Source organism: Acidovorax sp. SUPP2539 (genome assembly GCF_030158975.1).
Classification (GTDB): domain Bacteria; phylum Pseudomonadota; class Gammaproteobacteria; order Burkholderiales; family Burkholderiaceae_C; genus Paracidovorax.
Genome location: NZ_BQXJ01000009.1, coordinates 65427 through 89768, shown reverse-complemented (window position 1 = coordinate 89768; position 24342 = coordinate 65427). Strand labels below are relative to the sequence as shown.

Genomic DNA, 24342 nt, shown 5'->3' with positions numbered 1-24342 from the left:
CCGCATGAACGCCCCCACCACCGCCATCGACGCCTTCGCTCCCGCATCGGCACCCGCCACGGACAGCGCCGGTTTGCACGCCATGGCCGCACTCCCCACGCTCGCCGACATCGAGGCCGCCGCACAGGTGGTCTACGCGGACTTCGCCCCCACGCCCCAGTACCGCTGGGCGCTGCTGAGCGAGCGGCTGGGCACCGAATGCTGGCTCAAGCACGAGAACCACACGCCCGTGGGCGCGTTCAAGATCCGCGGCGGGCTCACGTACTTCGACCAGCTCGCCCGGCGCGGCGCGCTGCCGCGCGAGGTGGTCAGCGCCACGCGCGGCAACCACGGCCAGAGCATGGGCTGGGCCGCGCGCCGCCACTGCGTGGCCTGCACCATCGTCGTGCCGCGCGGCAACTCGGTGGAAAAGAACGCCGCCATGCGCGCCCTGGGCGTCACCTTGATCGAGCATGGCGACGACTTCCAGGAGGCGCGCGAACACGCCATCCAACTGGCGGCCGACCGCGGCGCGCACATGGTCCCCAGCTTCCATGCCGACCTGCTGCGCGGCGTGGCCACGTACTGGTGGGAATTCCTGCGCGCGGTGCCGCAGCTGGCGGTCGCCTACGTGCCCATCGGCCAGGGGTCGGGGGCGTGCTCGGCCATCGCGGCCAAGCGCGCGCTGGGCCACGGCGTGCGCATCGTCGGCGTGGTCAGCGCCCATGCCACCACGTATGCCGACTCCATCGCCGCCGGCCACGTGGTCGAGGCCCCCGTCACCACGCAACTGGCGGACGGCATGGCCTGCCGCGTGGCCGACCCCGCAGCCCTCGCCATCCTGGCGCCGCACCTGGACCACGTGGTGAAGGTGACCGACGCCGAAGTGGCCGCCGCCATGCGCGCCCTGTTCACCGACACGCACAACGTCGCCGAAGGCGCGGGCGCCGCCGCGTTCGCCGCCGCGATGCAGGAACGCGGCTCGCTCGCCGGCCTGCCCGTCGGGCTGGCGCTCACGGGCGGCAACGTGGATGCAGCGATGTTCGCTGGCGTGCTGTGACGCAGCCGATCCCCCAAGTCACCGGACGACACGAAGGGAGGAGGTATGAATCAGGGGGGATGTCGATAGGAAAGAACCTCCAGCACAATAAAGATGCCGGCGTATCGTTATTAAAAAATTAGCGTTTGGTTTTGAATTGCCCTGCGCCATACGGCTGGAAGCGAATGAAAAATCTGTCGTCACCAAAACGCTCAAAACGGTGTCGCAATTTTTCTTTTTCAACGGCAGTGAAGGGGTTTGCAGAAATTGCTGCATGTTCGATTGCCGGCCTGTTGACAGGGCGCCTGCATCTGGTCGCAAAGAAAAGCCCGGAGAATCTGCGCTCGCGGCTACAGCGTTGCAAATAAGCTGCAGGAATCACTTCCAGTCGTGGTAACTTTCGGGACTTTTCCGAAAATTAACATTGAGCAAAATAATCCATCGACGCGCGCTATCTTTGGTGCTGGTGGCAATGGCGGCTCCCACGGTGCAGGCACAGATCACGGTGCAAGGGTGGACGGTTGGGAGTTGGGGATCGGATGGCAGAAGTTGCTACCCCTCCATCCAGGAAGCCTGCACCATTGGCGGGAATGGCCAATTGAGTCCATCACCGACGGCTGGTACGGGATATACCTGCCGGGAAATGGGCACGGAAGGCCCCTACTGGGCGGCCATCAATAAGTGCTACTACCAGCAATTTCCCACCTTGGTCGCTTTGTCGGGACCATCGGAAACGCGCCCCGCCGCCACGGGCGGTTCTGCCGAAATCACCTTGATTGCCAAGGTCACCAACAGCACCGCCGCCAAGTCCGGCGTGGCGCTCGGCTTTTCGGTCGATGTCACCCCCAATTCTGGCGGGCATGAACACCACGACGTGGCCCGGCCCAAGGGCTTGTTGAACGCAACCCAGGGCGTCACGGATGCCAATGGGGAAGTCAAAATCGTCTTCGAAGCCCCCGAAGTGGCGGGGATTCATACGATCCAAGTCGCTTGCGCCGTTTGCTCCAACAGCCCGGTTTCCAAAGAGATACAGGTCAGGGTGCCAGACCTGCTGCCCATTTCTCCGAATCCGCCCCAGAATGCAGATGGGACTTTCGTTTATGCGTTGACCAGTGTGGATAAAACCCACCAAGGCAATGGGCGGTATCACCACAATCAATACTATTTGACACAACAATCGTTGCAGAATCTGCTCGGGTTGATTGGCTCTTTTGCTGCTGAAGGTTGGGGCACTGTGGCATTGAACGATGCGAGCCTATTTTGGGGTGGCCGCTATGACATCACGTCCAACTGGCGCGGACCACATGCGGGGCATCGAGAAGGTCGTGAAATAGACATTTCATTTGCACGTGCTAACAACCCGATTTCAGCATCTAAGCAAAATGACTTTTATGATAAATTTTGCAAAAACAAAAAAGTAAATTTTCCTTTTTCACTTCTTCATCACTACGTGAATGCCCCACACTTTCATGTTTATCTAGAAAAACAAACGGGCTGCTGGAAGTCGGAACATTAAATCATGAATATCATTAAATACACACTCCTTACCTTGCTGACTCTATCATTAGGCACAGGCCAAGCCAACGCTCAAGACAGTGCGGTTTATGATGCATCACTAAATTCGTGGAAGCTCTACTTTCAAGATCCCGAATCCTCTCAATGGGTTAAAAGAACCTACGAAGCACGCACAGCCATTCGCCCGACTATTCAATCAAGCATTACAAAAAATGGCAAACAGCTCACTTACAAATACATCATCCGCAATCAGCGAGGCGCAAAACAAAATATCAGCATCATTAACATCTGGGGGATTCCTATGGTTTATGACGTTCCGAATTTACCCCTAATAACCTCAAGTGCGCAAACAGAGAATGACAAGTGGACCCAACAGTATTGGGATCAATTGACCGCCAAGAGAATTTTTGAACAAACTATTGTCAAAGCGCCAAAGGGCTGGAGTGCCGGACTGCGGGTTGACGAAGAAGCAGGGCAGACCAGCTTTGTCTGGACTTTGGGGTTGAAAGACACGGACTCCTATGGGATAGAGCCAGGACACTTGCAGAGTGGATTTACGGTATCCAGGGTCGAATTACCCGGCATGGCACGGACCTACCTACAGGGACGCATTGCCGAGCCTTGGGGCCTGGATGGACTGCCAGACACTCCGTTCTGGAAAGCGAAGGTCGATGAAATCGAAGAACTGGATTATCTGTTAGTGCCTGTTCTAGCCCCCATCATTCCCATCCCCAATCCGTACAACGCTGGCGAACTTGCGCGGCGCCTCAAAGCGCATGTACAAACTTGGCCAAAATACGGCCATGCGAGTACAGACACGCTGGCACGACTCAACCGCCAGTTTGACGTCTTGATCCCCGCGCTGGAAATGAACAACAAGCCAACAGCGCGTGCAGCTGTGGCAGCACTGCGCAAGGAATGCACCGATCTCCATCGCGATCTCATGGATGCCAAGGCCGGCGAAGACGATGACACGCAAGCCTCGGTCGCGTTGCCAAGCACACCCGCACAACGCAGCGCCACGCCCGCTCCGGCGCTCGATCGCCTAGCGGCCAGGGTACTGATTTTTGATTTGAGCTATTTGATGGATCGGATGGATTCAGGGCGTTGACTGGCTATATTTTTCTTGAAATATAGCAATGGAGACTATTCAATTCGTTCGGGCAATATCGTTGGCTCCACTACTTCACCTTGGTTTGGTTCATGGGCAGGACAGCGCGATCTTTGACACACGACAAAATGCATGGAAGCTCTACTACCAAGACCCAGAAACTTCGCGGTGGGTGAACAAGACCTACATTCAACAGAATGCGATCAAACCAAGCATCAAGTCTGCCGTACGAGATAGCGGATCAGCGTATATATACCGTTATCGACTAAGCAACAGCCGCGAAGCAAAACAGGCAATCGATCTCTTCCGGATTTGGGGGATCCCACTGGTATATGCAATACCAAATTTACCAGCGGTGACGGCAAACGCAAAAACAGAAAATGACAGATGGACACAGCAATACTGGAATCAATTAATTTCCAAAAGAAATTTTGAGACCAAAATAATCAAGGCGCCCACAGGCTGGAGCGGAAACTTGCGCGTTGACGAGAATGTGGGCCAGACCAGTTTCGTCTGGACTACTGGCTTGAAAGATACTGATCCGGATGGCATTTCTCCAGGAAGAACACAAGACGGCTTTGTCGTGACCCGTGTAGAACTGCCCGGCATGGCACGTGCAAAGCTGACAGGGGCCACCGCAGAGCCTTGGGGATTGGATAACCTGCCTGATACACCCTACTGGAATCAGAAAATCGACGAAATCCAAGATTTGGATTACGTCTTGGTCCCTGTTCTGGCGCCAGTGATTCCCGTGCCGACGCCATATAGCGGCGCGGAACTGGCTCGCAGGCTAAAAACACACGTTCAGTCCTGGGTGAAATACGAGCATATCCATGCCGATGTGCTCACACGACTCAACCGCCAGTTCGACGTTTTGATTCCCGCATTGGAAATGAACAACCAGCCCACCGCGCGCGCGGCCGTCGCGGCGATGCGCAAGGAATGCACCGATCACCATCGCGATCTGGTGGATGCCAAGGCCGGCGAAGACGATGACACGCAAGTTTCGGTGGCGTTGCCGCGCACACCCGCACAACGCAGCGCGACGCCCGCTCCGGCGCTCGACCGCTTGGCGGCCAGAGCGCTGATGTTCGATCTGCGCTACCTCCTGGATCGGATGGATACGGTCCGTTGATGCCCCACTGCGGATTCTGCGCAACACCCGCATCGGAACGGCCGCCAGCACAATGAAAACGCCGGCATATAGCTATCAAAAAAATAGCATTCGTCACCCGCGAGACAAAGGCGCACCCAGGCCCCGCCCAGAATCGCCGGCATGGGAACCCTCTACCTCGTGCGCCACGGCCAGGCCTCGTTTGGCGCGGATGACTACGACCAGCTGAGCCCGCGCGGGCGCGAGCAGGCGGTGCGCCTGGGCGAGTACTGGCGGGCCCGCAACGTGCGCTTCGATGCGGTGATCACCGGCACGCTGCGCCGCCACGTGCAGACGCTGGAGGGCATCGCCGAGGGCCTGCAGATCACGCCGCAGCCACTGGCCCTGCCCGCCCTGAACGAGTACGACAGCGCGGCGCTCATCGCCGCCATCCATCCCCACCCGCTGCCCCGGCCCGACACGCCCGAGCTGTACCGGCACCACTTCCGGCTGCTGTGCGATGCGCTGGCGCAGTGGATGGGCGGCACCATCAGCCCAGCGGGCATGCCCAGCTGGGTGGCGTTTTCCAGCGGCATCCGCGCGGCGCTGGAGCACGTGCGCCGCCATCACGTGGGCCACCACGTGCTGCTGGTGTCCAGCGGCGGGCCGATCTCCACCGCCGTGGGCGAGGTGCTGAGCACGCCGCCCGAGGTGACGATCGCGCTCAACATGCGCATCCGCAACAGCGCGGTGACCGAGTTCAGCATCGCCCCCAAGCGGCTCATGATGCAGACGTTCAACACGCTGCCGCACCTGGACACCGAAGAACACGCGAGCTGGGTGACGCACGCCTGACCCGATGCGGGCGGCGCCCGCGCGCAGCGTGCGCTCGGGGCGTTCAGGGCGCGCCCTGAATGAAGTCCACGAAGGCCCGCAGCGGCGCCGGCACCAGCCGGCGGCCGGGGTAGTACAGGAAGGGGCCGGAAAAGCGCAGCCACCAGGGTTCGAGCACCGGCTCCAGCGCGCCGCTGTCCAGGTGGGGCCGCAGCCATTCCTCGAAGAGGTACACCACGCCGGCGCCGGCGATCGCGGCATCCACCGCCAGGTCGGCCGCCCCGCCGAGCCGCACGATCAGCCGCCCGGTCACATCGACGCGCACCACGGCCTCCTCGCCGCGCTGGAACTCCCACAGCGGCATGGCCCCGCTGGCAAAGCGCCCCCGCAGGCAGTGGTGCGCCAGCAGGTCGCGGGGATGCTCGGGCCGGCCATGGCGATCGAGGTAAGCCGGCGCCGCCGCCGCGGCGAAGCGCTGCACGCGGGGCCCGATGGGCACGGCGATCATGTCCTGCTCCAGCCGCTCGTCGTAGCGGATGCCCGCATCGCAGCCGGCCGCCACCAGGTCGACGAAGCCGTCCTCCGAGAGGATCTCCAGGGAAATGTCCGGATAGGCGGCGAGAAAGCGCGGCACGATGGACGGCAGCACGAGGCGCGAGGCGCTGACGGGCACGTTCAACTTGAGCGTGCCGACGGGCCGGTCGCGAAAGCCGTTCACCACGTCGAGCGCCGACTGCACCTCGGCCAGCGCCGGGCTCAGCCGCTCCAGCAGGCGCTGGCCGGCTTCGGTCGGCACCACGCTGCGCGTCGTGCGGTGCAGCAGCCGCACGCCCATCTGCGCCTCCAGCCGGCGCACCGCCTCGCTCAAGGCGGAGGCGCTCGCGCCGCTCAGGCGGGCGCCTTCGCGAAAGCCCTTGGCCCGCGCCACCGCCACGAAAGCATTCAGATCGCCCAGGTCCACGTTCATTGTTCTGCACCCCGCACAGCCTGTGCCGATTATGGTGGCTTATCAAACAGTGGGGGCCTGCCTAGACTGGGCCTGCAGCCAGCGAAACCCACCGGCACCCTGCAGGTTCCGCCCCCATTTCCTCCACGAAAGCCCCTCATGCCCCATCCCACCCCCGCATCCCACACCCTCCTCGGCGACCGCGCCGTCCACCGGCTCGGCTACGGGGCCATGCAACTGGCGGGCCCCGGTGTCTTTGGCCCCCCCAAAGACCGCGCGGCGGCCGTGGCCGTGTTGCGCACAGCGGTGGAAAGCGGTGTGAACCACATCGACACCAGCGACTTCTACGGCCCGCACATCACCAACCAGATCATTCGCGAGGCGCTCGCGCCGTACCCGGACGATCTGGTCATCGTCACCAAGATCGGCGCCGTGCGCGACGGGCAGGGGGCGTGGCTGCCCGCGCTCTCGCCCGATGCGCTGCGGCAGGCGGTGCACGACAACCTGCGCCACCTCGGCCTGGATGTGCTGGAGGTGGTCAACCTGCGCGCCATGTTCAGCACGCACGGCCCGGCCGAAGGATCGATAGAAGCCCCGCTGAGCGCGCTGGCCGAGCTGCAGCGTCAGGGCCTGGTGCGCCACATCGGCCTGAGCAACGTGACGCCGGCCCAGGTCGCCGAGGGACGGCGCCTCTGCGCGATCGCCTGTGTGCAGAACCACTACAACCTTGTGCACCGGGACGACGACGCGCTGATCGACGACCTGGCGCGCGATGGCATTCCCTACGTGCCGTTCTTCCCGCTGGGCGGCTTCTCGCCGCTGCAATCGGCCGCGCTGTCAGAAGTAGCGCAGCGCCTGGGCGCCACCACCATGCAGGTCGCGCTCGCGTGGCTGCTGCGCCGCTCACCCCACCTGCTGCTGATTCCCGGCACGTCGTCGGTCGCGCACCTGCGCGAGAACCTGGCCGCGGCCACGCTGGTGTTGCCCGACGATGCCATGCAGACCCTGGACCGCATGGCCGATCGCGCCGCGGGTTGACCGCCCGGGCCGCCGCCGCCCGACCACCTCAGGCGCCCTGCGGCAGCGCGCCATCGGCCAAGAGCGCGTCCAGTTCGGTCCACAGCGCATCGCAAAGCCCCGCGCGAAATGCGGCGGCCTTGAACACGGCGTGCTCGCCCTGGTAGACCGTCCAGAGCGCGCGGTGGCCGTCCGCCACGCATGCCCGCACGTTGCAGAGCCGGTCCGCTACCTTCACCAACAACGCCAGTTCCAAGGGCCCGGTCACTTCGGCGAGCTTGGCGTAGGTCTTCGATTTGCGCTCTTTTCGGGTCGCCCCCGGCGCGTCCGTGAGCAGCGCGACGCACCCGGCCACCCGTTCGCCGAAGCGGGCCTGCACGTCGGCCACGGTGGCCTGGGTGTCCTCCACCACGTCGTGCAGGTAGCCGATCACCTGGGCTTCCTCGCCGTAGGGCGCGAGGACAGCGGCCACGGCGTCGAGGTGGTGCGAATAGGGGTGCGGCCCGTACATCTGTGCGCCATGCAGGGCGACCGCGTAGGCGCGGGCTTCGGATACGGTGGAAGTGGGCATGCGGGCATTCTGACCCAGGCAAGCCGACCCCCGAGAAACCAGCAGCCAGGTGACGATGGGCGCGATCAACGGCGCCTGGCCGCCGCGCCCGGTCCACCGCGCTGCGCTTTGGCGACAGCCGAGGGCGGCGGGGCAAGCTGGTGCGGCGCAGGGCCCACACCCGCCGCCGCGATCAGCACATCGCGCAGCGGCTGCCGGCCCTCCCGCGTCGCCAGCCCGATGCCGACCGCCAGCGCCTCGCCCTCGGCCAGCGCCCGGTACACCACGCCGGGCCGCCGCAGCGCGGTGAACGACCGGGGCAGCAGCGCCATGCCGCGCCCGCTGGCCACCTCCGCCAGCAGGACATGGTGGTCCGCCGGCTCCCGCAGCTTCGGTGCGGCGAACCCATGGCGCGAAAACACCTGCTGGCAGTGGTCGTAGAACGCGGGCTGGCGCGCGCGCTCGAACCAAAAGAGCGCCTCGCTCGCCAGGTCGGCGAGGCGAACCGACCTGCGCCGGGCCAGCGGGTGGGACGACGGCATCGCTACGACCATGGGCAGGCGATCCAGCTCCTGCACGTCGAGCCCGGGGGCCTGCGTCGGCAGCGCGACGAAGGCGGCATCCAGTTTGCCAGCGCCCAGTTGCCGCACCAGCTTCGGCGAGGCATCGGACACCACCGACACCGTGGTGCCCGGCTGCGCCACCTGCACCCGCTGCGCCAGCCCGCGGAACCAGGCCGGCTCGACCGCGCTGGTCAGGCCCAGGCGCAGCGTGGCCGGCATGCCCTGGGCCGCCACCGCCGCTTGCGCATCGCGCAGCAACTGGCCGACGCGGCGCGCGTAGGGCAGCAGCCGGCGCCCGGCCTCGGTGAGCGCCACGCCCTGGGTGGTGCGGTCGAAGAGCCGCGTTCCCAGCCGCTCCTCCAGCTCGCGGATGGCCCGGCTCAGCGGCGGCTGGGACAGGTGCAGGGTTTCGGCCGCCTGCCGGAAGCTGATGGCGTCCGCCACCGCCAGAAAGAGCGCGAGGGAGCGGGAATCGAGAAGGTTCGACATACCAAAAAGGTATCACGAATCGGGTCATTCCCAGGTTGATCAACCCTCCCTAGAGTGGCGGCTTCCATCCACTTTTCGAGAACCGCCATGACCCGTTATCTCACTGATTTTTTCGCCCGCCAGAACTGCGCGCAGCAGCGCCAGGGCGGCGCCCGATGAGCGCCGGGCGCTACGAACGGGGCCGGCGCATGCTGGCCGCCGTGGACGGCCCTGCCGGCCTGGCGGTGGTCGAGGCGCTGGCCCAGTCGTTTCCGGACTTCGCGCGCTACCTGCTGGAGTTTCCGTTCGGCGACATCTATGCCCGCGAAGGGCTGGGCCTGCGCGAGCGCGAGCTGGCCACGGTGGCGGCGCTGTGCGCCCTCGGCCATGCGCTGCCGCAGTTGAAGGTGCATGTGCACGCCGCGCTGCACGTCGGCTGCCAGCCCCAGGAAATCGTGGAGGTGGTGATGCAAATGGCGGCGTATGCGGGCTTTCCGGCCGCGCTCAACGGGCTGTCCGTCGTGCGCGAGGTGTTCGCGGAATCGGGCATCGCACTGCCGCTGGCGTGATCGCCAGCGCTTCGTCAGTCTCCGCCCCCGGGCCGGTCCACCACGGTATCGAGCGGCAGCGCGTGCAGCTCGCCCAGCAACTGCACCAGCGCGGCTGCCGCGGCCTGCACCACCGCCCGGCCTTTTTCCGCCGTGGCGCCCGCGGCGTTGCCCACCGCGCCGGCCGGGTGGTAGTCCTGCATGGCCCAGCCCATCTTGGCGCTCTTGCCATTGCCCAGGAGGGCGTAGCGCTCCGCGCGGTCCTGCGAGGTGGAGCGCCAGTGCTGCGCCTGCGCCATGTGCACGGTGCCGGGGGCGAGGTGCAGCATCATCGATGTCTCGATCTCGCCGCCGTGGATGCCGAAGCGGTGCTCCTCGGCGCTGAACTGCGCGCTCACGGCCTCGGGCAGCGGCAGGCTGAACCAGCTGGCGCTGTACACCAGCAGGCCGCAGTGCTGGCGCAGCTCGCGCGCCACGATGTCCATCACGCTCACCTGGCCACCGTGGCCGTTGAGCAGCAGCAGCTTCTTCACGCCCGCGCGGGCCACGCATTCGCCCAGTTCGGTCCACAGCGCGATGAGCGTGGCGGGCTTGAGCGTGAGGGTGCCGGCATAGGCCGTGTGCTCGGTGCTCAGGCCCACGTTCTGCGGCGGCAGGAACAGCGCCGGCACCTCGGCCGGCAGTTGCGGCAGCGCGGCATCGATCACGCCCTGCAGCAGCGCGGCGTCCACGCTCAGCGGCAGGTGGGGGCCATGCTGCTCGATGGCCGCCACCGGCAGCACGGCGACGGTTTGCGCCGCCCGGCCCGAGGCTTGCGCCTGCGCGAAATCGCGGGCGGACCATTCGGCCCAGAAGCGGGAAGGCGGGGCCGGGGGAGCGGTGCGGGGTGAGGTCATGGGCGGTTCAGAAGGTGGCCTGCGGCAATTCGTTGCGGGTGAACACGAGCGAAACCTTGGCCTCCGGCGGGATCGCGGGAAGCGCTGCATCCCACGCCTGCCACGCGGCGCGCAACTCGGCCAGGCGCGCGGGCTCGCGATCGCGCAGGTTGGCGCGCTCGCGCGGATCGGCTACCACGTCGAACAGGTATTCCACGCCGTCCACCTGCAGGTACTTGTGGCGGCCGCGCACCAGCGCGCGCTGCTCGCGGTGCTTCATGCGCCAGCACAGGTCGCGCTCCGGATTCCACGCGGGGTCGTCGAACAGCGGCAGCAGGCTGGTGCCGTCCAGCGGGTAGTCGGGGTGGGCGGCCACGCCGGCCGCGTCGAGAAAGGTGGCGGTCCAGTCCATGGTGAGGCTGGGCGTGTCGATCACGCGGCCCGGGGCGATGCGGGCGGGCCAGCGCGCCAGCAGCGGCACGCGGATGCCGCCCTCCAGCAGGTCCATCTTCTGGCCCACGAACGGCCAGTTGTTGGAATAGCGCTCGCCGCCGTTGTCGCTGGTAAAGACGATCAGGGTGTTTTCGGCCAGGCCCTTTTCCTGCAGCGCATCCAGCACCCAGCCGATGCCTTCGTCCATGTGGTGGACCATGCGCTGGTAGGTTTCCAGGCTGCCGCCGTCGATGTGCTTGCCGAAACCGGCGAGCCGCAGCGATTCGGCGCGGTCGTCCCGCGTCAGCCAGGGCCAGTGGGGCGCGCTGTAGTGCAGGCTCAGCAGAAAGGGGCGGTCCGCCGTCTGGTCGCGCACGAAGTCCACCGCCCGGCGGCTGAGCAGGTCGGTGAGGTAGCCGTCTTCGGTGTGCTCGGTTTCGTTGACCCAGAAGTCCGGGCGGCCGCGCGGGTCGCAATGCGCGAAGTAGTCCGAGCCGCCGGCATGGAAGCCATAGAACGTGTCGTAGCCGGACATGCGCGGGCCGAAGTGCGGCGGGTAGCCCAGGTGCCACTTGCCCACCAGGGCGGTGGCGTAGCCCGCGTCGCGCAGCAGCGAAGGCAGCGTGGGGTGGCCGGGTGGCAGGCCCAGCACCTTGTCGCCGTGCACGCTGGCCAGCGGCTCCTCGGCCGCGCCGCGCAGGCGGTATTGCCAGCGCCCCGTGGCCAGTGCGAACCGCGTGGGCGAGCACACGGCCGAATTGGAATAGCCCCGCGTGCATCGCAGGCCTTCGGCCGCCAGCGCGTCCAGGCGCGGTGAGACATCCACGGGCACGCTGTAGGCGTCGCGGGCGCCGGTGCAGCCCAGGTCGGCATAGCCCAGGTCGTCGGCAAGGATGAAGATCAGATTGGGGCGGGAGGACGTCATGGACCGGTCGCAGTAAGGGGATTGGCGCGAAATTGGGGCGGCGCAAACCAGCAAGGGACCGTCGATTGTCGCCGCCTGCCCGGCACCTGAACCCTCGTCCGCTCGCCATCCGCGCACCGGCAGGCTGGTTTGTGTCCTACAGATCGATTACATCAGAGGATTAAAAATTACACATTGACACACACCCATCCCGCCGGCCAAATCGGCATTCGACTCTAGCGAAAAGGCTGCATCCATGAACTTCTTCCAACGCATGAAACTGGGTACCTTGCTGGGCTCGGGCTTTGCTCTCGTGATCGCCATCGGCTTCCTGGTGGCCGCCTTCGGACGGGTACAGCTCGATCACATCGGTGGCAACATCAAGCTGCTGTCGCATGAACGCATCGCCAACCTGCTGGTGCTTCAGGAGATGAAGGACGGCATCAACACGGTGGCCCGGGCCGCACGCAACATCGCGCTGCTGGAAGACCTTCCGCAGATGGCCGATGAAAAACGCCGCATCGACAAGGCCCAGGCACGCAATGCCGAACTGCTCAGCCAACTGAACCAGCGCATGACCAGCCCCGAGGCGAAAGCCCTGGTTGCCCAGATCGGGCAGGCGCGGCCGGCCTATGTGGAGGCCCTGAACAAGGCCGTCGACCTGGGCCTGGCCAACCAGAACGATCAGGCACGCGAGCAGTTGCTCGGCCCGGTGCGCCCTGTGCAAGCCGCTTATTTCAAGGCGCTGGACGACCTGGTCGACTACCAGAAGGCCGCCACCGTGCGCACGGCCGACGAGTCCGAAAAGGACGCGGTCGCAGCAGGCACGCTGATGCTCGCGCTGGCCGCTCTCGCGGCCGCCGCCGGCGCCATGGTGGCCTGGGCCATCACCCGGCAGATCAAAGGACAGCTGGGCGGCGAGCCGGCCTATGCCTCCGAAGTCGCGCAGCAGGTGGCCAACGGCAACCTGGCGGTCGGCGTGCAGTTGCGCCAGGGCGACACCCACAGCGTGCTGGCGGCCATGAATGCCATGCGCACCAGCCTGAGCGGCATCGTGAGCCAGGTGCGCGAAAGCAGCGAATCCATCGCGACCGGCGCCGGGCAGATCGCCACCGGCAACGCCGACCTGAGCCAGCGCACCGAAGAGCAGGCCTCCAACCTGCAGCAGACGGCGGCGTCGATGGAAGAGATGAACTCCACCGTCAAGCAGAACGCCGACACCGTGCGCACGGCCTCGCAACTGGCGAGCTCGGCCAGCGCCACGGCCTCCAAGGGCGGCGAGGTGGTGGGCAATGTGGTGCGCACCATGGAAGACATCACCGCCAGCTCGCGCCGCATCAGCGACATCATCGGCGTGATCGACTCCATCGCCTTCCAGACCAACATCCTCGCGCTGAACGCCGCGGTGGAAGCCGCCCGCGCGGGCGAACAGGGCCGCGGCTTCGCCGTGGTGGCCAGCGAGGTGCGCAGCCTGGCAGGCCGCTCGGCCGATGCCGCCAAGGAGATCAAGGCGCTGATCGGCCAGAGCGTGCAGACGGTGGAGCAAGGCTCGGCGCTGGTGAGCGAAGCCGGCGCCACCATGAACGAGATCGTCGATCAGGCCCGCCGGGTGGCCGACCTGATCGGCGAGATCGGCGCCGCCACGCGCGAGCAGGAGCAAGGCATTTCGCAGGTGAGCGATGCGGTGAACCAGCTCGACCAGGTGACGCAGCAGAACGCCGCGCTGGTGGAGGAATCCGCCGCAGCCGCCGACAGCCTGAACCACCAGGCCACCCGCCTGGTGGAAATCGTGAGCGTCTTCCAGCTCGAAGAGTCGGCCTCCAGCGCCGTCATCCGCCGCGCGCAGGCGCAAAGCCGGACGGCGCCGGTGCCGACGCCCTCGCTGGCCTCTGCGCCTGCCCCGGCCACCAAGGCCCCGCGCGCCATGCCCGCCCCTGCGCGGAAACTGCAGGCCTCGCCCGCCAAGGCCCCGTTGGTGGCCGCGCCCGCCAAAGCCGCCAAACAGCCAACAATGGCGGGCACGGGCGCGGACGACTGGGAAACCTTCTGACGCCACAGCCCCCTGCCCCACCGGACGCCGCCCCACGCCCCACCGGCCGTGGGGCGTTTTTCTGGGGCGTCCCGCGCGGCGCCTAGAACCGCCAGCCGAGCGAGGCCGACACGCTGCGGCCATCCCCCGGCGAGTAGCCCGACGAACCGCTGTCGTACCACGCATAGACGTAGCGGCGGTGGGTGGCGTTCTTCACCTGCACCGACACGTCCATCGCGGGCGTGAGGCGCCAGGTGGCGCCGAGGTTCAGCAGCGCGTAGCGGCCGGCGCGGCCCTGCGTGTTGGTGCGGTCCAGAAAGTAGTCGCCCTGCGCGCTGGCCGAGGCGCTCAGCTCCCATTGCTCGCCGGCGCGGTAGGTGATGCCGGCGGTCGCCAGGTGGTGCGGCACGTTCTCGACCTCGCGGCCTGCCGTGGCGGGCGCGCTCGGGTCGGGCGTGGTGATGCGCGCCACCTGGCGCGAATAGGCCAGCCAGCCGGTCCAGCGGGCGTGCAGTTGCGCGTTGAGCTGCAGGTCGTAGCCCTTGCGCAGCGTGCGGCCCACATTGCCGAGGCCACCGGGATCGGGCAGGCCGTCCACCCCCAGCACGCGCGCCACCTCGCCCGAGGCGCGCTGGCGCCACAGCGCCGCGCGCGCCTCCAGCCAGGGCAGCGGGCGGAACTTGGCACCCACCTCCCAGCCGTCGTTGATCGAGGGATCGAGGTTGCGCGACTGCGTGCGGTAGGCATCGATGCCCGTGCCGATCTGGAAGGTGCGGCCCCAGTTGCCATACACGCTGGTGTCGGGTGTGAGCGCGTAGGCCACGCTGAGCTTGGGCTGGCGAATGGTGCCGTAGTCGTGCACGGGCGCGCTGGTGCCCGCGAGCCCGTCGGAAAAATGCCCGCCGATGCGGTCCACCCGCAGCGCGGGCACGATCTTCAGCGCCGCCACGGGCCGCACCACCGCCTGCAGGTACGCCCCACGCGTGTCCAGGTCGAAGTTCCAGTCGCGAAACGTCGAGGTCCGCAGGCGCTCGATGGTGCGGTAGCGCTGCGCGGCGTTGCTCTGCCACTGGGCATCGACACCGCCTTCGAACGTGAACTCGTGCGCCCAGTCCACCCGTGGGCGCCAAGTGAGCGACGTCAGAGCGCCCCGGTGCGTCTCGTCGTTGTCGCGCTCCTGCTGCACGGCGGCCTGTGAAAAGCGCACCCAGCGCTGGTTCTCGTAATGATTGCCATAGGCCTTGGCGGACCAGGAGAGGCGGTCGGCCAGCTCGCCGTCGATGTGCAGGGCGAGTTGGCCGGTCTCGCGCTCGCTGCGGTCGGCGCTGGCGTAGGCGGGGGACGAGCGCGGCGCGGCCTCGGCCTGCTCGCGCGTGAGGTAGCCCGATTCGAGCGCGCGGTTGCGGTAGTAGCGGGCGGTCAGGCCCGTGCGCCAGCGCCCGTCGTCGCTGGTGTAGAACCATTTGCCCGACAGCGCGCGCTGCGTGCCGTCGGCGTGCGCCCGGTAGCCGTCCGACTCGCGCCAGGCCAGCGTGTAGTTCTGGCTCCAGTTGCCGCTCTCGATGCCCTTGGTCACCTGCACCTCGCGCGTGCCGAAGCTGCCGACCGTGGCGATGGCGCGGCCCTCGTTGCCGCCTGTGCGCGTGACCACGTTGGCATTGCCCGCGATGTTGTTCAGCCCGTAGCGCGGGTCGTTGGTGCCACGCACCACCTCGATGGCCTCGATGTCGATGGGGAAGACCGCATCGAGGTAGGGCATGCCGCCCGCGTTGTCGTTGGAAGGAATGCCGTCGATCAGCAGCTTGACGGCATTCACGCGGCCCTCGCCGTTGAAGCCGCGCATCGAAAAGCGCCCGGCATCGGTACCCTGGCGGAACGGCGTGACCTGCACGCCCGGCGCGCGCGCGAACAACTCCCAGGCGTGGTCCACATGCTGGTCCTGCAGCACGCTGGCGCCCAGGATGTCGACCGAGCTGAACACGTTGCGCACGGGCAGCGGGCCCGCGCTGGCGGCCTGCACCTGCACGGTGCCGAGCGTGAGGGCGGCATCGGCCGTGGGTTCGGTCGCAGTGCCGGGTGCAGGTTGCGCATGGGCCGCGAGGGCCGTGGCGGTGGCGGTGGCCAGCGCAAGGGTGTGGCGCGCAGCGCCCGAGGGAAAGGAAAGTCGTTTCATGGCCATCGTCCGTGGGCCCTCTTCCGCATCGGCCGGTGCGCGGCGATGCGGGGCGAGGGCGAAGAAAACCGAAGGGCTGCGCCCAGGCGCTCGCCCACGCGCCGCCCCGGGCCCAGCCCGGGGTGCGGCGCACGATTCAAGGCATCACGAAACGAACGGCGGCCCGCGTGCGGGCAGCGGCGCGCCCACCAGGGCGGCGATGCGCGCAGCCGCCAAGGGCTGCACGGCATGGGCCAGCGGCTGCGGCGGTGCGGCGTGCCCCCGGAGCGCCGGCGGCGGGGCACCGCCCGGCAGGCACAAAGCGCAGTCGAGCGTGTGCAGGCCCCCGCCATCGGGCGCGGTGCCATCGTCCTGCGCCACGAGCTGGAACACGCCCGCGGCACTGCACACCACCATCAGCGACTGCGGATGCACCAGGGGCGACACCGCGGCCACGCCCAGCGCCAGCGCGAACCACGCCAGGAGCCAGCGGGCGGTGAGGAAGGGCGTGCGCAGCGCATTCATGGGCGGGGGGATTATCGGCGCCGGGGCCGGGCGCGCATGGCGACCCGACCATCAAAGAAAGGCGCGCGGCGTCACGGGAGGGCCACCCAGTCGGGATGACCGGGCACCGCGGCTTCTTCGGCCACCAGTGCCGCGCAGCACTGCGCCACGTGATCGACCAGCGCACGCACGCGCGCCGGCACGAACCGGTTGCTGGGCAGCACGGCGTGCAGGGCATAGCGCTGCCCCCGCCAGTCGGGCAGCAGCGCGACCAGGGCGCCCGAGCGCAGGCTGGCGCGCACGTCGATCGCCGACTTGTAGACGATGCCGCCGCCCGCCAGCGCCCATTCATGCGCAATGGAGCCGTCGTCCACGCTGCGCTCGCCCTCCACGGCCACCGAGACCGCCTCGCCATCGGACGCCCGCTCGAAGTGCCAGCGCACCTCCCGCCGGCCGGCGATGTGCAGGGTGAGGCAGTCGTGCCCCACCAGTTCGGCGGGGTGCCGGGGCACGCCCCGCCGCGCCAGGTAGGCCGGTGCGGCGCAGGCTACGCGCCGGGTGATGCACAGCGGCCGGGCGATCAGTTGCGAATCGGCCAGCGCGCCGTAACGCAAGGCCACGTCCACCGCATCGCGGCGCACGTCCTGCACCCGGTCGCTGACCGACAAGGCCAGGTGCACACCCGGGTGCTGCTGCAGGAAGCCGTCGAACCACTGCAGCAGCAGGCTGCGCGACAGGTCCGACGGTGCGGCCACGCGCACGGTGCCGCGCAACGCGCCGGCCTCCGAGGCCGCCTGGCTCGCGCCCTCCTCCAGCAGCTCGAGCGCCCGCGCCGCATAGTCCAGCAGGGTCTGCCCCTGGTCGGTGAGCCGCATGGCGCGGGTGGAGCGCTCGAACAAGCGCGCGCCCACCTGCGCCTCCAGCCGCTTGAGCATGGCGCTGGCCGCCGCAGGCGTGATTTCCAGCACCCGCGCCGCGGCGGTGAGGCTGCCGCCCCGGGCGGTTTCCACCAGCACGCGCAGGTCAGAGATATTTTCAAATTTCATTTGAAAGAGATAGAGATTCAAGCCGGCTTATCAAATCCATTTTGCCAACCTACAGTGCATCCATCGCTGTTTTCCCATTTCTTTTCAGAGAAAGCCACCCATGAAAGCCATCGGCTACCACGCCCCCCATGCCATCGACCACCCCGAAGCCCTGGTGGACCTGGACCTTCCCGCGCCGATCCCCGGCGAGCACGATCTGCTGGTGCGCGTTCACGCGGTGTCGGTGAACCCGGTGGACACCAAGGTGCGCGCCAGCGCGGCGCCCGAAGGCGGCGCGGCCAAGGTGCTGGGCTGGGACGCCGTGGGCACCGTGCAGGCGCTGGGCAGCGCGGTGCAGGGTTTTGCCGTGGGCGACCGGGTGTACTACGCCGGCGCCATCGACCGCCCCGGTTCCAACGCCGAACTGCACACGGTGGATGCGCGCATCGCCGCCCATGCGCCTGCCACGCTGTCCGATGCGCAGGCGGCCGCCATGCCGCTGACCGCCATCACGGCCTGGGAAATCCTGTTCGACCGGCTGCGCGTGCCCTCGGGCGACGGCGCTGCGGCGGGCCAGTCCCTGCTGGTGGTGGGCGGCGCGGGCGGGGTGGGATCGATCCTGATCCAGCTCGCGCGCCAGTTGACCGGCCTGCGCGTGATCGCCACCGCCTCACGCCCCGAGACGCGCCAGTGGTGCCTGGACCTGGGCGCGCACGACGTGATCGACCACCGCCAGCCGCTCGCCCCGCAACTGGCCGCGCTGGGCGTGCCGCAGGTGGACCATGTGGCGGCCCTCACCCACACGCCGGCCTACATGGCGCAGTACGTGGACTGCGTGCGGCCCCAGGGGCAGATCGCCGTGATCGATGACATGTCCTCGCTGGACGTGATGCCGCTCAAGCGCAAGAGCATTTCGCTACACTGGGAAATGATGTTCACCCGCTCGCTGTTCGGCACGCCCGACCTGCACCGCCAGGGCGAGCTGCTGGCCGAAGTGGCGCGCCTGCTGGACGCCGGACGCCTGCGCAGCACCTTCACCACCGACGGCGGGCGCATCGACGCGGCCCACCTGCGCCAGGCGCATGCGCTGGTGGAAAGCGGCCGCGCCATCGGCAAGGTCGTGCTGCAGGGGTTCTGATGGCGGGTGCCGGCATCGGCCGACAGCCGGGCCACCCGGGCGGCTGGCACCATGCCGCATGCCAAAGCCCCCCACGCGCGACCTGACCCAAGGCCCCATCGGCCGCACGCTGCTGGTGTTCGCACTGCCCATCCTCGCGGGCAACGTGCTGCAGTCCCTCAACGGCTCCATCAACGCCATCTGGGTGGGGCGCTATTTGGGGGAGGCGGCGCTCACGGCCACGGCGAATGCCAACAACATCCTCTTCCTGCTGATCGGTGCCGTGTTCGGCGTGGGCATGGCGGCCACCATCCTCGTGGCGCAGGCCATGGGTGCCAGGAACCTGGCGCAGGCCCAGCGCGTGATGGGCACCAGCGCCACGTTCTTCGGGGGCACCTCGGTGCTCATCGCACTGGTGGGGCTGCCGCTGTCGCGCGAGATCCTCGGCTGGATGGGCACGCCGGCCGACGCGTTGCCGCTGGCCGAGGCGTATCTGCGCACGCTGTTCCTGGCGATTCCGCTGCTGTACCTGTTCGCGTTCGTCTCGGCGGTGCTGCGCGGCGCGGGCGACACGCGCACGCCGTTCCTGTTCCTGCTGCTGGTGGTGGTGCTGGACACGGCGCTGAACCCGCTGCTCATCTTCGGTCTGGGGCCGCTGCCGCGCATGGGCATCGCCGGCTCGGCCATGGCCACCCTGGTGGCCAATGCCCTGAGCTTCGCGGCGCTGCTGGCCTGGCTGCGCTACCGGCGCCATCCGCTGTGGATCGGCCGCTCGCAGTGGCGCCTGTTCGTGCCCGACCCCGCCATCCTGCGGGCGCTGGTGGTCAAGGGCATTCCGATGGGCGTGCAGATGGTGATGATCTCGCTGGCCATGCTCATGGTGATGGGCATGGTCAACGCCCAGGGCGTGGTGACGGCCTCGGCGTATGGCGCGGCGCTGCAGCTGTGGACCTACGTGCAGATGCCGGCCATGGCCATCGGCGCCGCGTGCTCGTCGATGGCGGCGCAGAACGTGGGGGCCGGCCGCTGGGACCGGGTGGACGGCGTGGCGCGCAGCGGCACGCTGTTCAACTTTTTGCTCACGGGCGCGCTGATCGCGCCGCTCATCCTGCTGGACCGCATGGCGCTGTCGCTCTTTTTGCCCGAGGGCAGCGCCTCGCTGGAAGCCGCCCGGCACCTGAACCACATCGCGGTGGGGTCGTTCCTGTTCTTCGGCGTGACCTTCGTGCTGTCGGGCGTGGTGCGGGCCACGGGCGCGGTGGTGCCGCCGCTCGTCATCCTCGGGCTGGCGCTCTGGGGCATCCGGCTGCCCATCGCGTACGGGCTGCAGCCGGTGCTGGGCGCGGACGCGATCTGGTGGAGCTTTCCGGCCAGCGCGCTGTGCGCCATGCTGATGTCCATCGCCTACTACCGGTTCGGCGGCTGGCGCCAGGCGCGCATGCTGCCGCCCGGCGAATCGGTGGCCACGCCCGCCGAGGTGGGCGGCCTTCCGCCCGCGCCGGTGTGTACGCCGGCGCACGCCACGCCCACGGCGCGCCGCACGGAGGGCGCTCCCGCAGGCGCCGCCGTTACCATCGGGCCATGACGACCGACGACCGCTCCGCCCCTGCGACCTCCCCCACCCCCACGCTGGCCACGCAAAACCTCTTCCGCGAAGACGCCTACCTGCGCGAATGCCAGGCCACCGTGGTGGCGGTGCAGCCGGACGGCGGCATCGTGCTGGACCGCACCGTGTTCTACCCGCTCGGGGGCGGCCAGGCCGGCGACAGCGGCGTGCTGCTGCGGGCGGATGGCAGTACCGTCGCCATTGCCGACACGCGCAAGGGCAAGGATGCCGAAGGCCGGCCCACGGCCGCCATCGTGCACGTGCCCGCACCGGGCGAAATCGCGCCCTGGACGGTGGGCGAGGCCGTGACCGCGCGCATCGACTGGGAGCGCCGCCACCGGCTGATGCGCTTTCACACCACCACCCACCTGCTGTGCCACCTGGTGGCGCAGCCCGTGAACGGCTGCTCGATCACCCCCGACTACGCGCGGCTCGATTTCCACATGGACGGCGCGCTGGACAAAAACGCACTGACCGCCGGCATCGCGCGCCTGGTGGCCGAAGGCCATGCCGTCACCCTGGGTACCGTCACCGATGCGGAGCTGGACGCCAACCCCGCCCTGGTCAAGAGCATGAGCGTGCAGCCGCCGCGCGGCACGGGCCAGGTGCGCACCGTGCGCGTGGGCGGCACCGGCGAGGCGGGCGCGCCGCAGATCGACCTGCAGCCCTGCGGCGGCACGCATGTGGCGCATACCGGCGAGATCGGCACCGTGGTCGTGACCAAGATCGAGAAGAAAGGCGCCCTGTCGCGCCGCGTGGTGCTCGGCTTCGCCGCCTGACACCGGCCCAGGAACCAAACCCCGGGCTGCGGCTCCCACCCTGCGACATGTCACACCGCCTGCTACAGCGCTTGCTGCCCGCTCTTTTTTTGATAGCTGCCGGCGCTTTCCACATCGGCGCCGAGGCCCAATTGGGCCCCAAGACCACCGGTGCCAGCAGCGGCAGCAGCACCGTCACCACCCCCCATGTGCAGGCCGAGCTGTTGGCCCACGCCCCCGAGGGTGTGGCGCCGGGCAAGCCGCTCTGGCTGGGCCTGTCGATCACGCACCAGCCCGAGTGGCACACCTACTGGATGAATTCGGGCGATTCGGGCCTGCCCACGCAGCTCGAATGGCAGGTGCCCGCCGGCATCGAGGCCGGCGACATCGCCTGGCCCGTGCCGCGCAAGATCCCCATCGGCAACCTGGCCAACTACGGCTACGAGGGCACAGTACTGCTGCCGGTGCCCATGGCCGTCTCCGATGCGTTCGCGCCCGGCCCGCTGGCGCGCACCGCCACCTTCCACCTGCGCGCCTCGTGGCTGGTGTGCCGCAAGGAATGCATCCCCGAAGAAGGCGACTTCACGCTGCAGCTGCCGATCCGCAGCACCACGGCGCTGAGCGCCGGGGCCTTCGATGCCGCGCAGCAGGCGCACCCCCAGCCGCTGCCGGCCCCCGCCACCGGCGCCCCGGCCAGCAGCGCCCGCGTGGACGGAGGCGCCATCGCCCTCACCGTGGCCGGGCTGCCCGCCGCGCTGCGCGGCAAGGCGCTGGAGTTCTTTCCCGAAACCACCGGCGTGATCGAAACCGCGGCCGACTGGACGCAGGCTTGGCAGGGCGACGTGTGGACGGCGCGCGTGCCGCTCTCGCCGCAGCGCAGCGCCAGCCCCACGCCCATGCCCGTGGTGCTGGCCCATGCCGGCCAGGGCTGGCGGGCCGAGCTGCCCCTCACGGGCGGCTGGCCCCCGCTCGCGGCGATGGCCAGCGTCTCGCCCGCGCTGGAGGCGGCCTTGCGCGCCAACGCGGCCCAGGGCGGGGGTGCGCCGGCCGCGCCCACCGTCACCGCCGCGCCGCTCGGCACCCTGCTGGCGGCGCTGGCGGGCGCGCTGCTGGGCGGGCTCATCCTCAACCTCATGCCCTGCGTGTTCCCGGTGCTGGCGATCAAGGTGGTGGGCTTTGCCCAGCATGCGAACCACCGCCGCGCCCACCGCATCGGCGGGCTGGCGTACACGGCGGGCGTGGTGCTGTCGTTCATGGCGCTGGGCGCGCTCATGCTCGCGCTGCGCGCCGCGGGCGAGGCCGTGGGCTGGGGCTTTCAGCTGCAGTCGCCCGGCGTGGTGGCCCTGCTGGCGGCGCTGTTCACCGTGATCGGGCTGAATCTGGCGGGCGTGTTCGAGTTCGGGCGCTTCCTGCCCAGTTCGGTGGCCAGCCTGCAGGCCCGCCACCCGGCGGTGGATGCCTTCCTGACCGGCGTGCTGGCCGTGGCCGTGGCCTCGCCCTGCACCGCGCCGTTCATGGGCGCCTCGCTCGGCCTCACGGCCACCTTGCCGGCTGCGCAGGCGCTGGCGGTGTTCGGCGCACTCGGCCTGGGGCTGGCGCTGCCGTACCTGGCCGCCAGCTGGGTGCCCGCGGTGGCGCGCGCCCTGCCCCGCCCTGGCGCCTGGATGGACACGCTGCGCCGGTTCATGGCGTTCCCGATGTTCGCCACCGTGGTGTGGCTGGTGTGGGTGCTGGGCCAGCAAAGCGGCATCGACGGCGCGGCGGCCCTGCTGGCGCTGCTGGTCACGCTCAGCATGGCGGTCTGGGCGCTCACGCTGGCCGGGCGCACCCGCTGGGCGATTGCTCCTATTTCGATAGCACTCCTGGCATATTTGACTACGGCATGGGCACCGAAAGTGCTTGAAATCGCGCCCAGCCCGGCGGTGGCGGCGGCCGCTGCCACGGCGGGCGGCTGGCGCCCCTGGCAGCCCGGCCTGCCCGAGGAACTGGTGGCCAAGGGCCAGCCCGTGTTCGTTGACTACACCGCCGCCTGGTGCGTGACCTGCCAGTACAACAAGAAAACCACCCTGGCCCACGAAGACGTGCTGAAGGACTTCGCCGCCAAGAACGTGGCCCTGCTGCGCGCCGACTGGACGCGCCGCGATCCCGCCATCACCGCCGCGCTGGCGCAACTGGGGCGCAGCGGCGTGCCGGTGTATGTGTTGCAGGCGCCGGGCCGCCCGCCCGTGGTGCTGTCGGAAATCCTGGGCGTGCAGGAAGTGCGCGCGGCCATCGCCGGTCTGTAAGCGCTTCGTTCAGCAGGCGACCCATCGCCCTGCCAGCACGGGGGTTTTGGGTGGCGACGCGCTGGAGGCTCGGTGACACTGGGCCGCCTTGGGGGCCCCGGCCCCGCTCGTTCTTTCGACAGGAGAAACGCCATGCTTCGACGGACCCTCTTCGCCTGCCTTTTCCTCGCCGCGGGCGCTGCCCAGGCGGCGGCCACCGTGGGCCAGCCCGCGCCCGACTTCGCACTGAAGGACGCCACCGGCAAGACCGTGCGGCTGTCGGACTTCAAGGGCAAGCACGTGGTGCTGGAGTGGACCAACCCGGGCTGCCCCTTCGTGCGCAAGCATTACGACAGCGGCAACATGCCGGCCACGCAAAAGGGCGCGGTGGACCAGGGGGTGGTGTGGCTGTCGGTGAACTCCACCGAAAAGGCCAGCAGCGACTACCTGGCGCCCGCGCAACTGGCCGCCTGGTTCACCGAGCGCAAGGCGGTACCCACCGCCCTGCTGCTGGACGAGGAAGGCACCGCCGGCCATGCCTATGGCGCGCGCACCACGCCGCACCTGTACATCGTCGATCCCAAGGGCACGCTGGTGTATGCGGGCGGCATCGACAGCATTCCTTCGGCCCGCCCGGCCGACATCCCGAAGGCCACGAACTACGTGAAGGCCGGCCTGGCCGACGCCCTGGCGGGCAAGCCGATCGCGGTGTCCACCACGCAGCCCTACGGCTGCTCGATCAAATACAAATCGCCGGCATAAGCCGGCGACGGGGCCGGCGACGGTTCTGCCATCCGCCGGCAATGGGCATGGCAGCACGGCCCCGGGCGGGCCGCGTGCCGTGGTGCGCTCAGACCACCAGCGCGGTCGCAGCGCCCACGCCGCACAGCGCGGTCAGGCCCGCGAGCAGCCCCACATCGCGGCGCTCGTTGCCCGCGTGCCAGCCGAGGAACGTGGTGATGACCAGGGTCGCCAGCAGGCACAGCAAAATCAATTCGATCATGGACATGGCA

The 24342-nt window shown here is 68.3% G+C and carries 22 protein-coding genes; 13 read left to right on the top strand and 9 right to left on the bottom strand.

All coding sequences use genetic code 11. The features are described 5' to 3' along the window. Positions 1 to 82 precede the first annotated feature (82 nt). From AVTE2539_RS24305 to AVTE2539_RS24285, 5 genes are all read left to right on the top strand, one after another. Positions 83 to 1039 (top strand): threonine dehydratase, encoded by a 957-nt coding sequence (locus AVTE2539_RS24305; RefSeq protein ID WP_284414758.1) that lies wholly within the window; start codon positions 83 to 85, stop codon positions 1037 to 1039. Between the two features lie 403 nt (positions 1040 to 1442). After that, positions 1443 to 2534: a hypothetical protein gene (locus tag AVTE2539_RS24300; RefSeq protein ID WP_284414670.1), complete on the top strand. Its 1092-nt coding sequence runs from the start codon at positions 1443 to 1445 to the stop codon at positions 2532 to 2534. Between the two features lie 3 nt (positions 2535 to 2537). Further along, positions 2538 to 3644, top strand: coding sequence for a hypothetical protein (locus tag AVTE2539_RS24295; protein ID WP_284414668.1), 1107 nt, complete (start codon positions 2538 to 2540; stop codon positions 3642 to 3644). Between the two features lie 172 nt (positions 3645 to 3816). Beyond that, positions 3817 to 4779 (top strand): hypothetical protein, encoded by a 963-nt coding sequence (locus tag AVTE2539_RS24290; RefSeq protein ID WP_284414666.1) that lies wholly within the window; start codon positions 3817 to 3819, stop codon positions 4777 to 4779. 141 nt (positions 4780 to 4920) lie between these two features. Beyond that, the gene (locus tag AVTE2539_RS24285) at positions 4921 to 5592 is read left to right on the top strand and encodes a histidine phosphatase family protein (RefSeq protein WP_284414664.1); all 672 of its coding nucleotides are present in this window, start codon (positions 4921 to 4923) and stop codon (positions 5590 to 5592) included. A gap of 43 nt (positions 5593 to 5635) precedes the next feature. On the opposite strand, the gene AVTE2539_RS24280 is transcribed toward AVTE2539_RS24285, so the two are convergent. After that, on the bottom strand, positions 5636 to 6538 hold the full coding sequence (locus AVTE2539_RS24280) for a LysR family transcriptional regulator (RefSeq protein ID WP_284414661.1): 903 nt from the start codon (positions 6536 to 6538) through the stop codon (positions 5636 to 5638). 138 nt (positions 6539 to 6676) lie between these two features. Here AVTE2539_RS24280 and AVTE2539_RS24275 point away from each other — a divergent pair, with 138 nt between their 5' ends. Next, the gene (locus tag AVTE2539_RS24275) at positions 6677 to 7555 is read left to right on the top strand and encodes an aldo/keto reductase family oxidoreductase (RefSeq protein WP_284414659.1); all 879 of its coding nucleotides are present in this window, start codon (positions 6677 to 6679) and stop codon (positions 7553 to 7555) included. A 28-nt stretch (positions 7556 to 7583) separates the two neighbouring features. On the opposite strand, the gene AVTE2539_RS24270 is transcribed toward AVTE2539_RS24275, so the two are convergent. Further along, positions 7584 to 8105 carry an HD domain-containing protein gene (locus AVTE2539_RS24270; protein ID WP_284414657.1) on the bottom strand — a complete coding sequence of 174 codons (522 nt, stop codon included), beginning with the start codon at positions 8103 to 8105 and terminating at the stop codon, positions 7584 to 7586. 65 nt (positions 8106 to 8170) lie between these two features. After that, positions 8171 to 9136: a LysR family transcriptional regulator gene (locus AVTE2539_RS24265; protein WP_284414655.1), complete on the bottom strand. Its 966-nt coding sequence runs from the start codon at positions 9134 to 9136 to the stop codon at positions 8171 to 8173. A 155-nt stretch (positions 9137 to 9291) separates the two neighbouring features. Here AVTE2539_RS24265 and AVTE2539_RS24260 point away from each other — a divergent pair, with 155 nt between their 5' ends. Further along, entirely contained in the window at positions 9292 to 9684 is a 393-nt protein-coding gene (locus tag AVTE2539_RS24260; RefSeq protein WP_284414653.1) for a carboxymuconolactone decarboxylase family protein, read from the top strand. A gap of 14 nt (positions 9685 to 9698) precedes the next feature. Here AVTE2539_RS24260 and AVTE2539_RS24255 read toward each other — a convergent pair whose 3' ends face one another. Both AVTE2539_RS24255 and AVTE2539_RS24250 read right to left on the bottom strand, forming a co-directional pair. Beyond that, on the bottom strand, positions 9699 to 10559 hold the full coding sequence (locus tag AVTE2539_RS24255) for a creatininase family protein (RefSeq protein WP_284414650.1): 861 nt from the start codon (positions 10557 to 10559) through the stop codon (positions 9699 to 9701). A gap of 7 nt (positions 10560 to 10566) precedes the next feature. Then, on the bottom strand, positions 10567 to 11895 hold the full coding sequence (locus AVTE2539_RS24250; protein WP_284414648.1) for a sulfatase family protein: 1329 nt from the start codon (positions 11893 to 11895) through the stop codon (positions 10567 to 10569). A gap of 235 nt (positions 11896 to 12130) precedes the next feature. Between AVTE2539_RS24250 and AVTE2539_RS24245 the strand changes: the two genes are divergently transcribed. Next, positions 12131 to 13924, top strand: a complete 1794-nt coding sequence (locus AVTE2539_RS24245; RefSeq protein WP_284414646.1) for a methyl-accepting chemotaxis protein — start codon at positions 12131 to 12133, stop codon at positions 13922 to 13924. 82 nt (positions 13925 to 14006) lie between these two features. Here AVTE2539_RS24245 and AVTE2539_RS24240 read toward each other — a convergent pair whose 3' ends face one another. From AVTE2539_RS24240 to AVTE2539_RS24230, 3 genes are all read right to left on the bottom strand, one after another. Further along, complete coding sequence (locus AVTE2539_RS24240; RefSeq protein ID WP_284414644.1) at positions 14007 to 16076, bottom strand: TonB-dependent receptor; 2070 nt, start codon at positions 16074 to 16076, stop codon at positions 14007 to 14009. Positions 16077 to 16220: 144 nt separating this feature from the next. Further along, positions 16221 to 16580, bottom strand: a complete 360-nt coding sequence (locus AVTE2539_RS24235) for a DUF2946 domain-containing protein (RefSeq protein WP_284414642.1) — start codon at positions 16578 to 16580, stop codon at positions 16221 to 16223. A gap of 71 nt (positions 16581 to 16651) precedes the next feature. Then, positions 16652 to 17605 carry a LysR family transcriptional regulator gene (locus tag AVTE2539_RS24230; protein WP_284414639.1) on the bottom strand — a complete coding sequence of 318 codons (954 nt, stop codon included), beginning with the start codon at positions 17603 to 17605 and terminating at the stop codon, positions 16652 to 16654. 100 nt (positions 17606 to 17705) lie between these two features. Between AVTE2539_RS24230 and AVTE2539_RS24225 the strand changes: the two genes are divergently transcribed. From AVTE2539_RS24225 to AVTE2539_RS24205, 5 genes are all read left to right on the top strand, one after another. Then, positions 17706 to 18722, top strand: coding sequence for a zinc-binding alcohol dehydrogenase family protein (locus AVTE2539_RS24225; protein WP_284414637.1), 1017 nt, complete (start codon positions 17706 to 17708; stop codon positions 18720 to 18722). 58 nt (positions 18723 to 18780) lie between these two features. Further along, entirely contained in the window at positions 18781 to 20286 is a 1506-nt protein-coding gene (locus AVTE2539_RS24220) for an MATE family efflux transporter (RefSeq protein WP_284414635.1), read from the top strand. Beyond that, positions 20283 to 21086 (top strand): alanyl-tRNA editing protein, encoded by an 804-nt coding sequence (locus AVTE2539_RS24215; RefSeq protein ID WP_284414633.1) that lies wholly within the window; start codon positions 20283 to 20285, stop codon positions 21084 to 21086. The genes AVTE2539_RS24220 and AVTE2539_RS24215 overlap by 4 nt, the downstream gene beginning before the upstream one ends. 47 nt (positions 21087 to 21133) lie before the next feature. Then, complete coding sequence (locus AVTE2539_RS24210) at positions 21134 to 23350, top strand: protein-disulfide reductase DsbD family protein (protein ID WP_284414631.1); 2217 nt, start codon at positions 21134 to 21136, stop codon at positions 23348 to 23350. A 132-nt stretch (positions 23351 to 23482) separates the two neighbouring features. After that, entirely contained in the window at positions 23483 to 24091 is a 609-nt protein-coding gene (locus AVTE2539_RS24205) for a thioredoxin family protein (protein ID WP_284407203.1), read from the top strand. An 88-nt stretch (positions 24092 to 24179) separates the two neighbouring features. Here AVTE2539_RS24205 and AVTE2539_RS24200 read toward each other — a convergent pair whose 3' ends face one another. Next, positions 24180 to 24338 (bottom strand): hypothetical protein, encoded by a 159-nt coding sequence (locus tag AVTE2539_RS24200; protein ID WP_272566856.1) that lies wholly within the window; start codon positions 24336 to 24338, stop codon positions 24180 to 24182. Positions 24339 to 24342 lie beyond the last annotated feature (4 nt).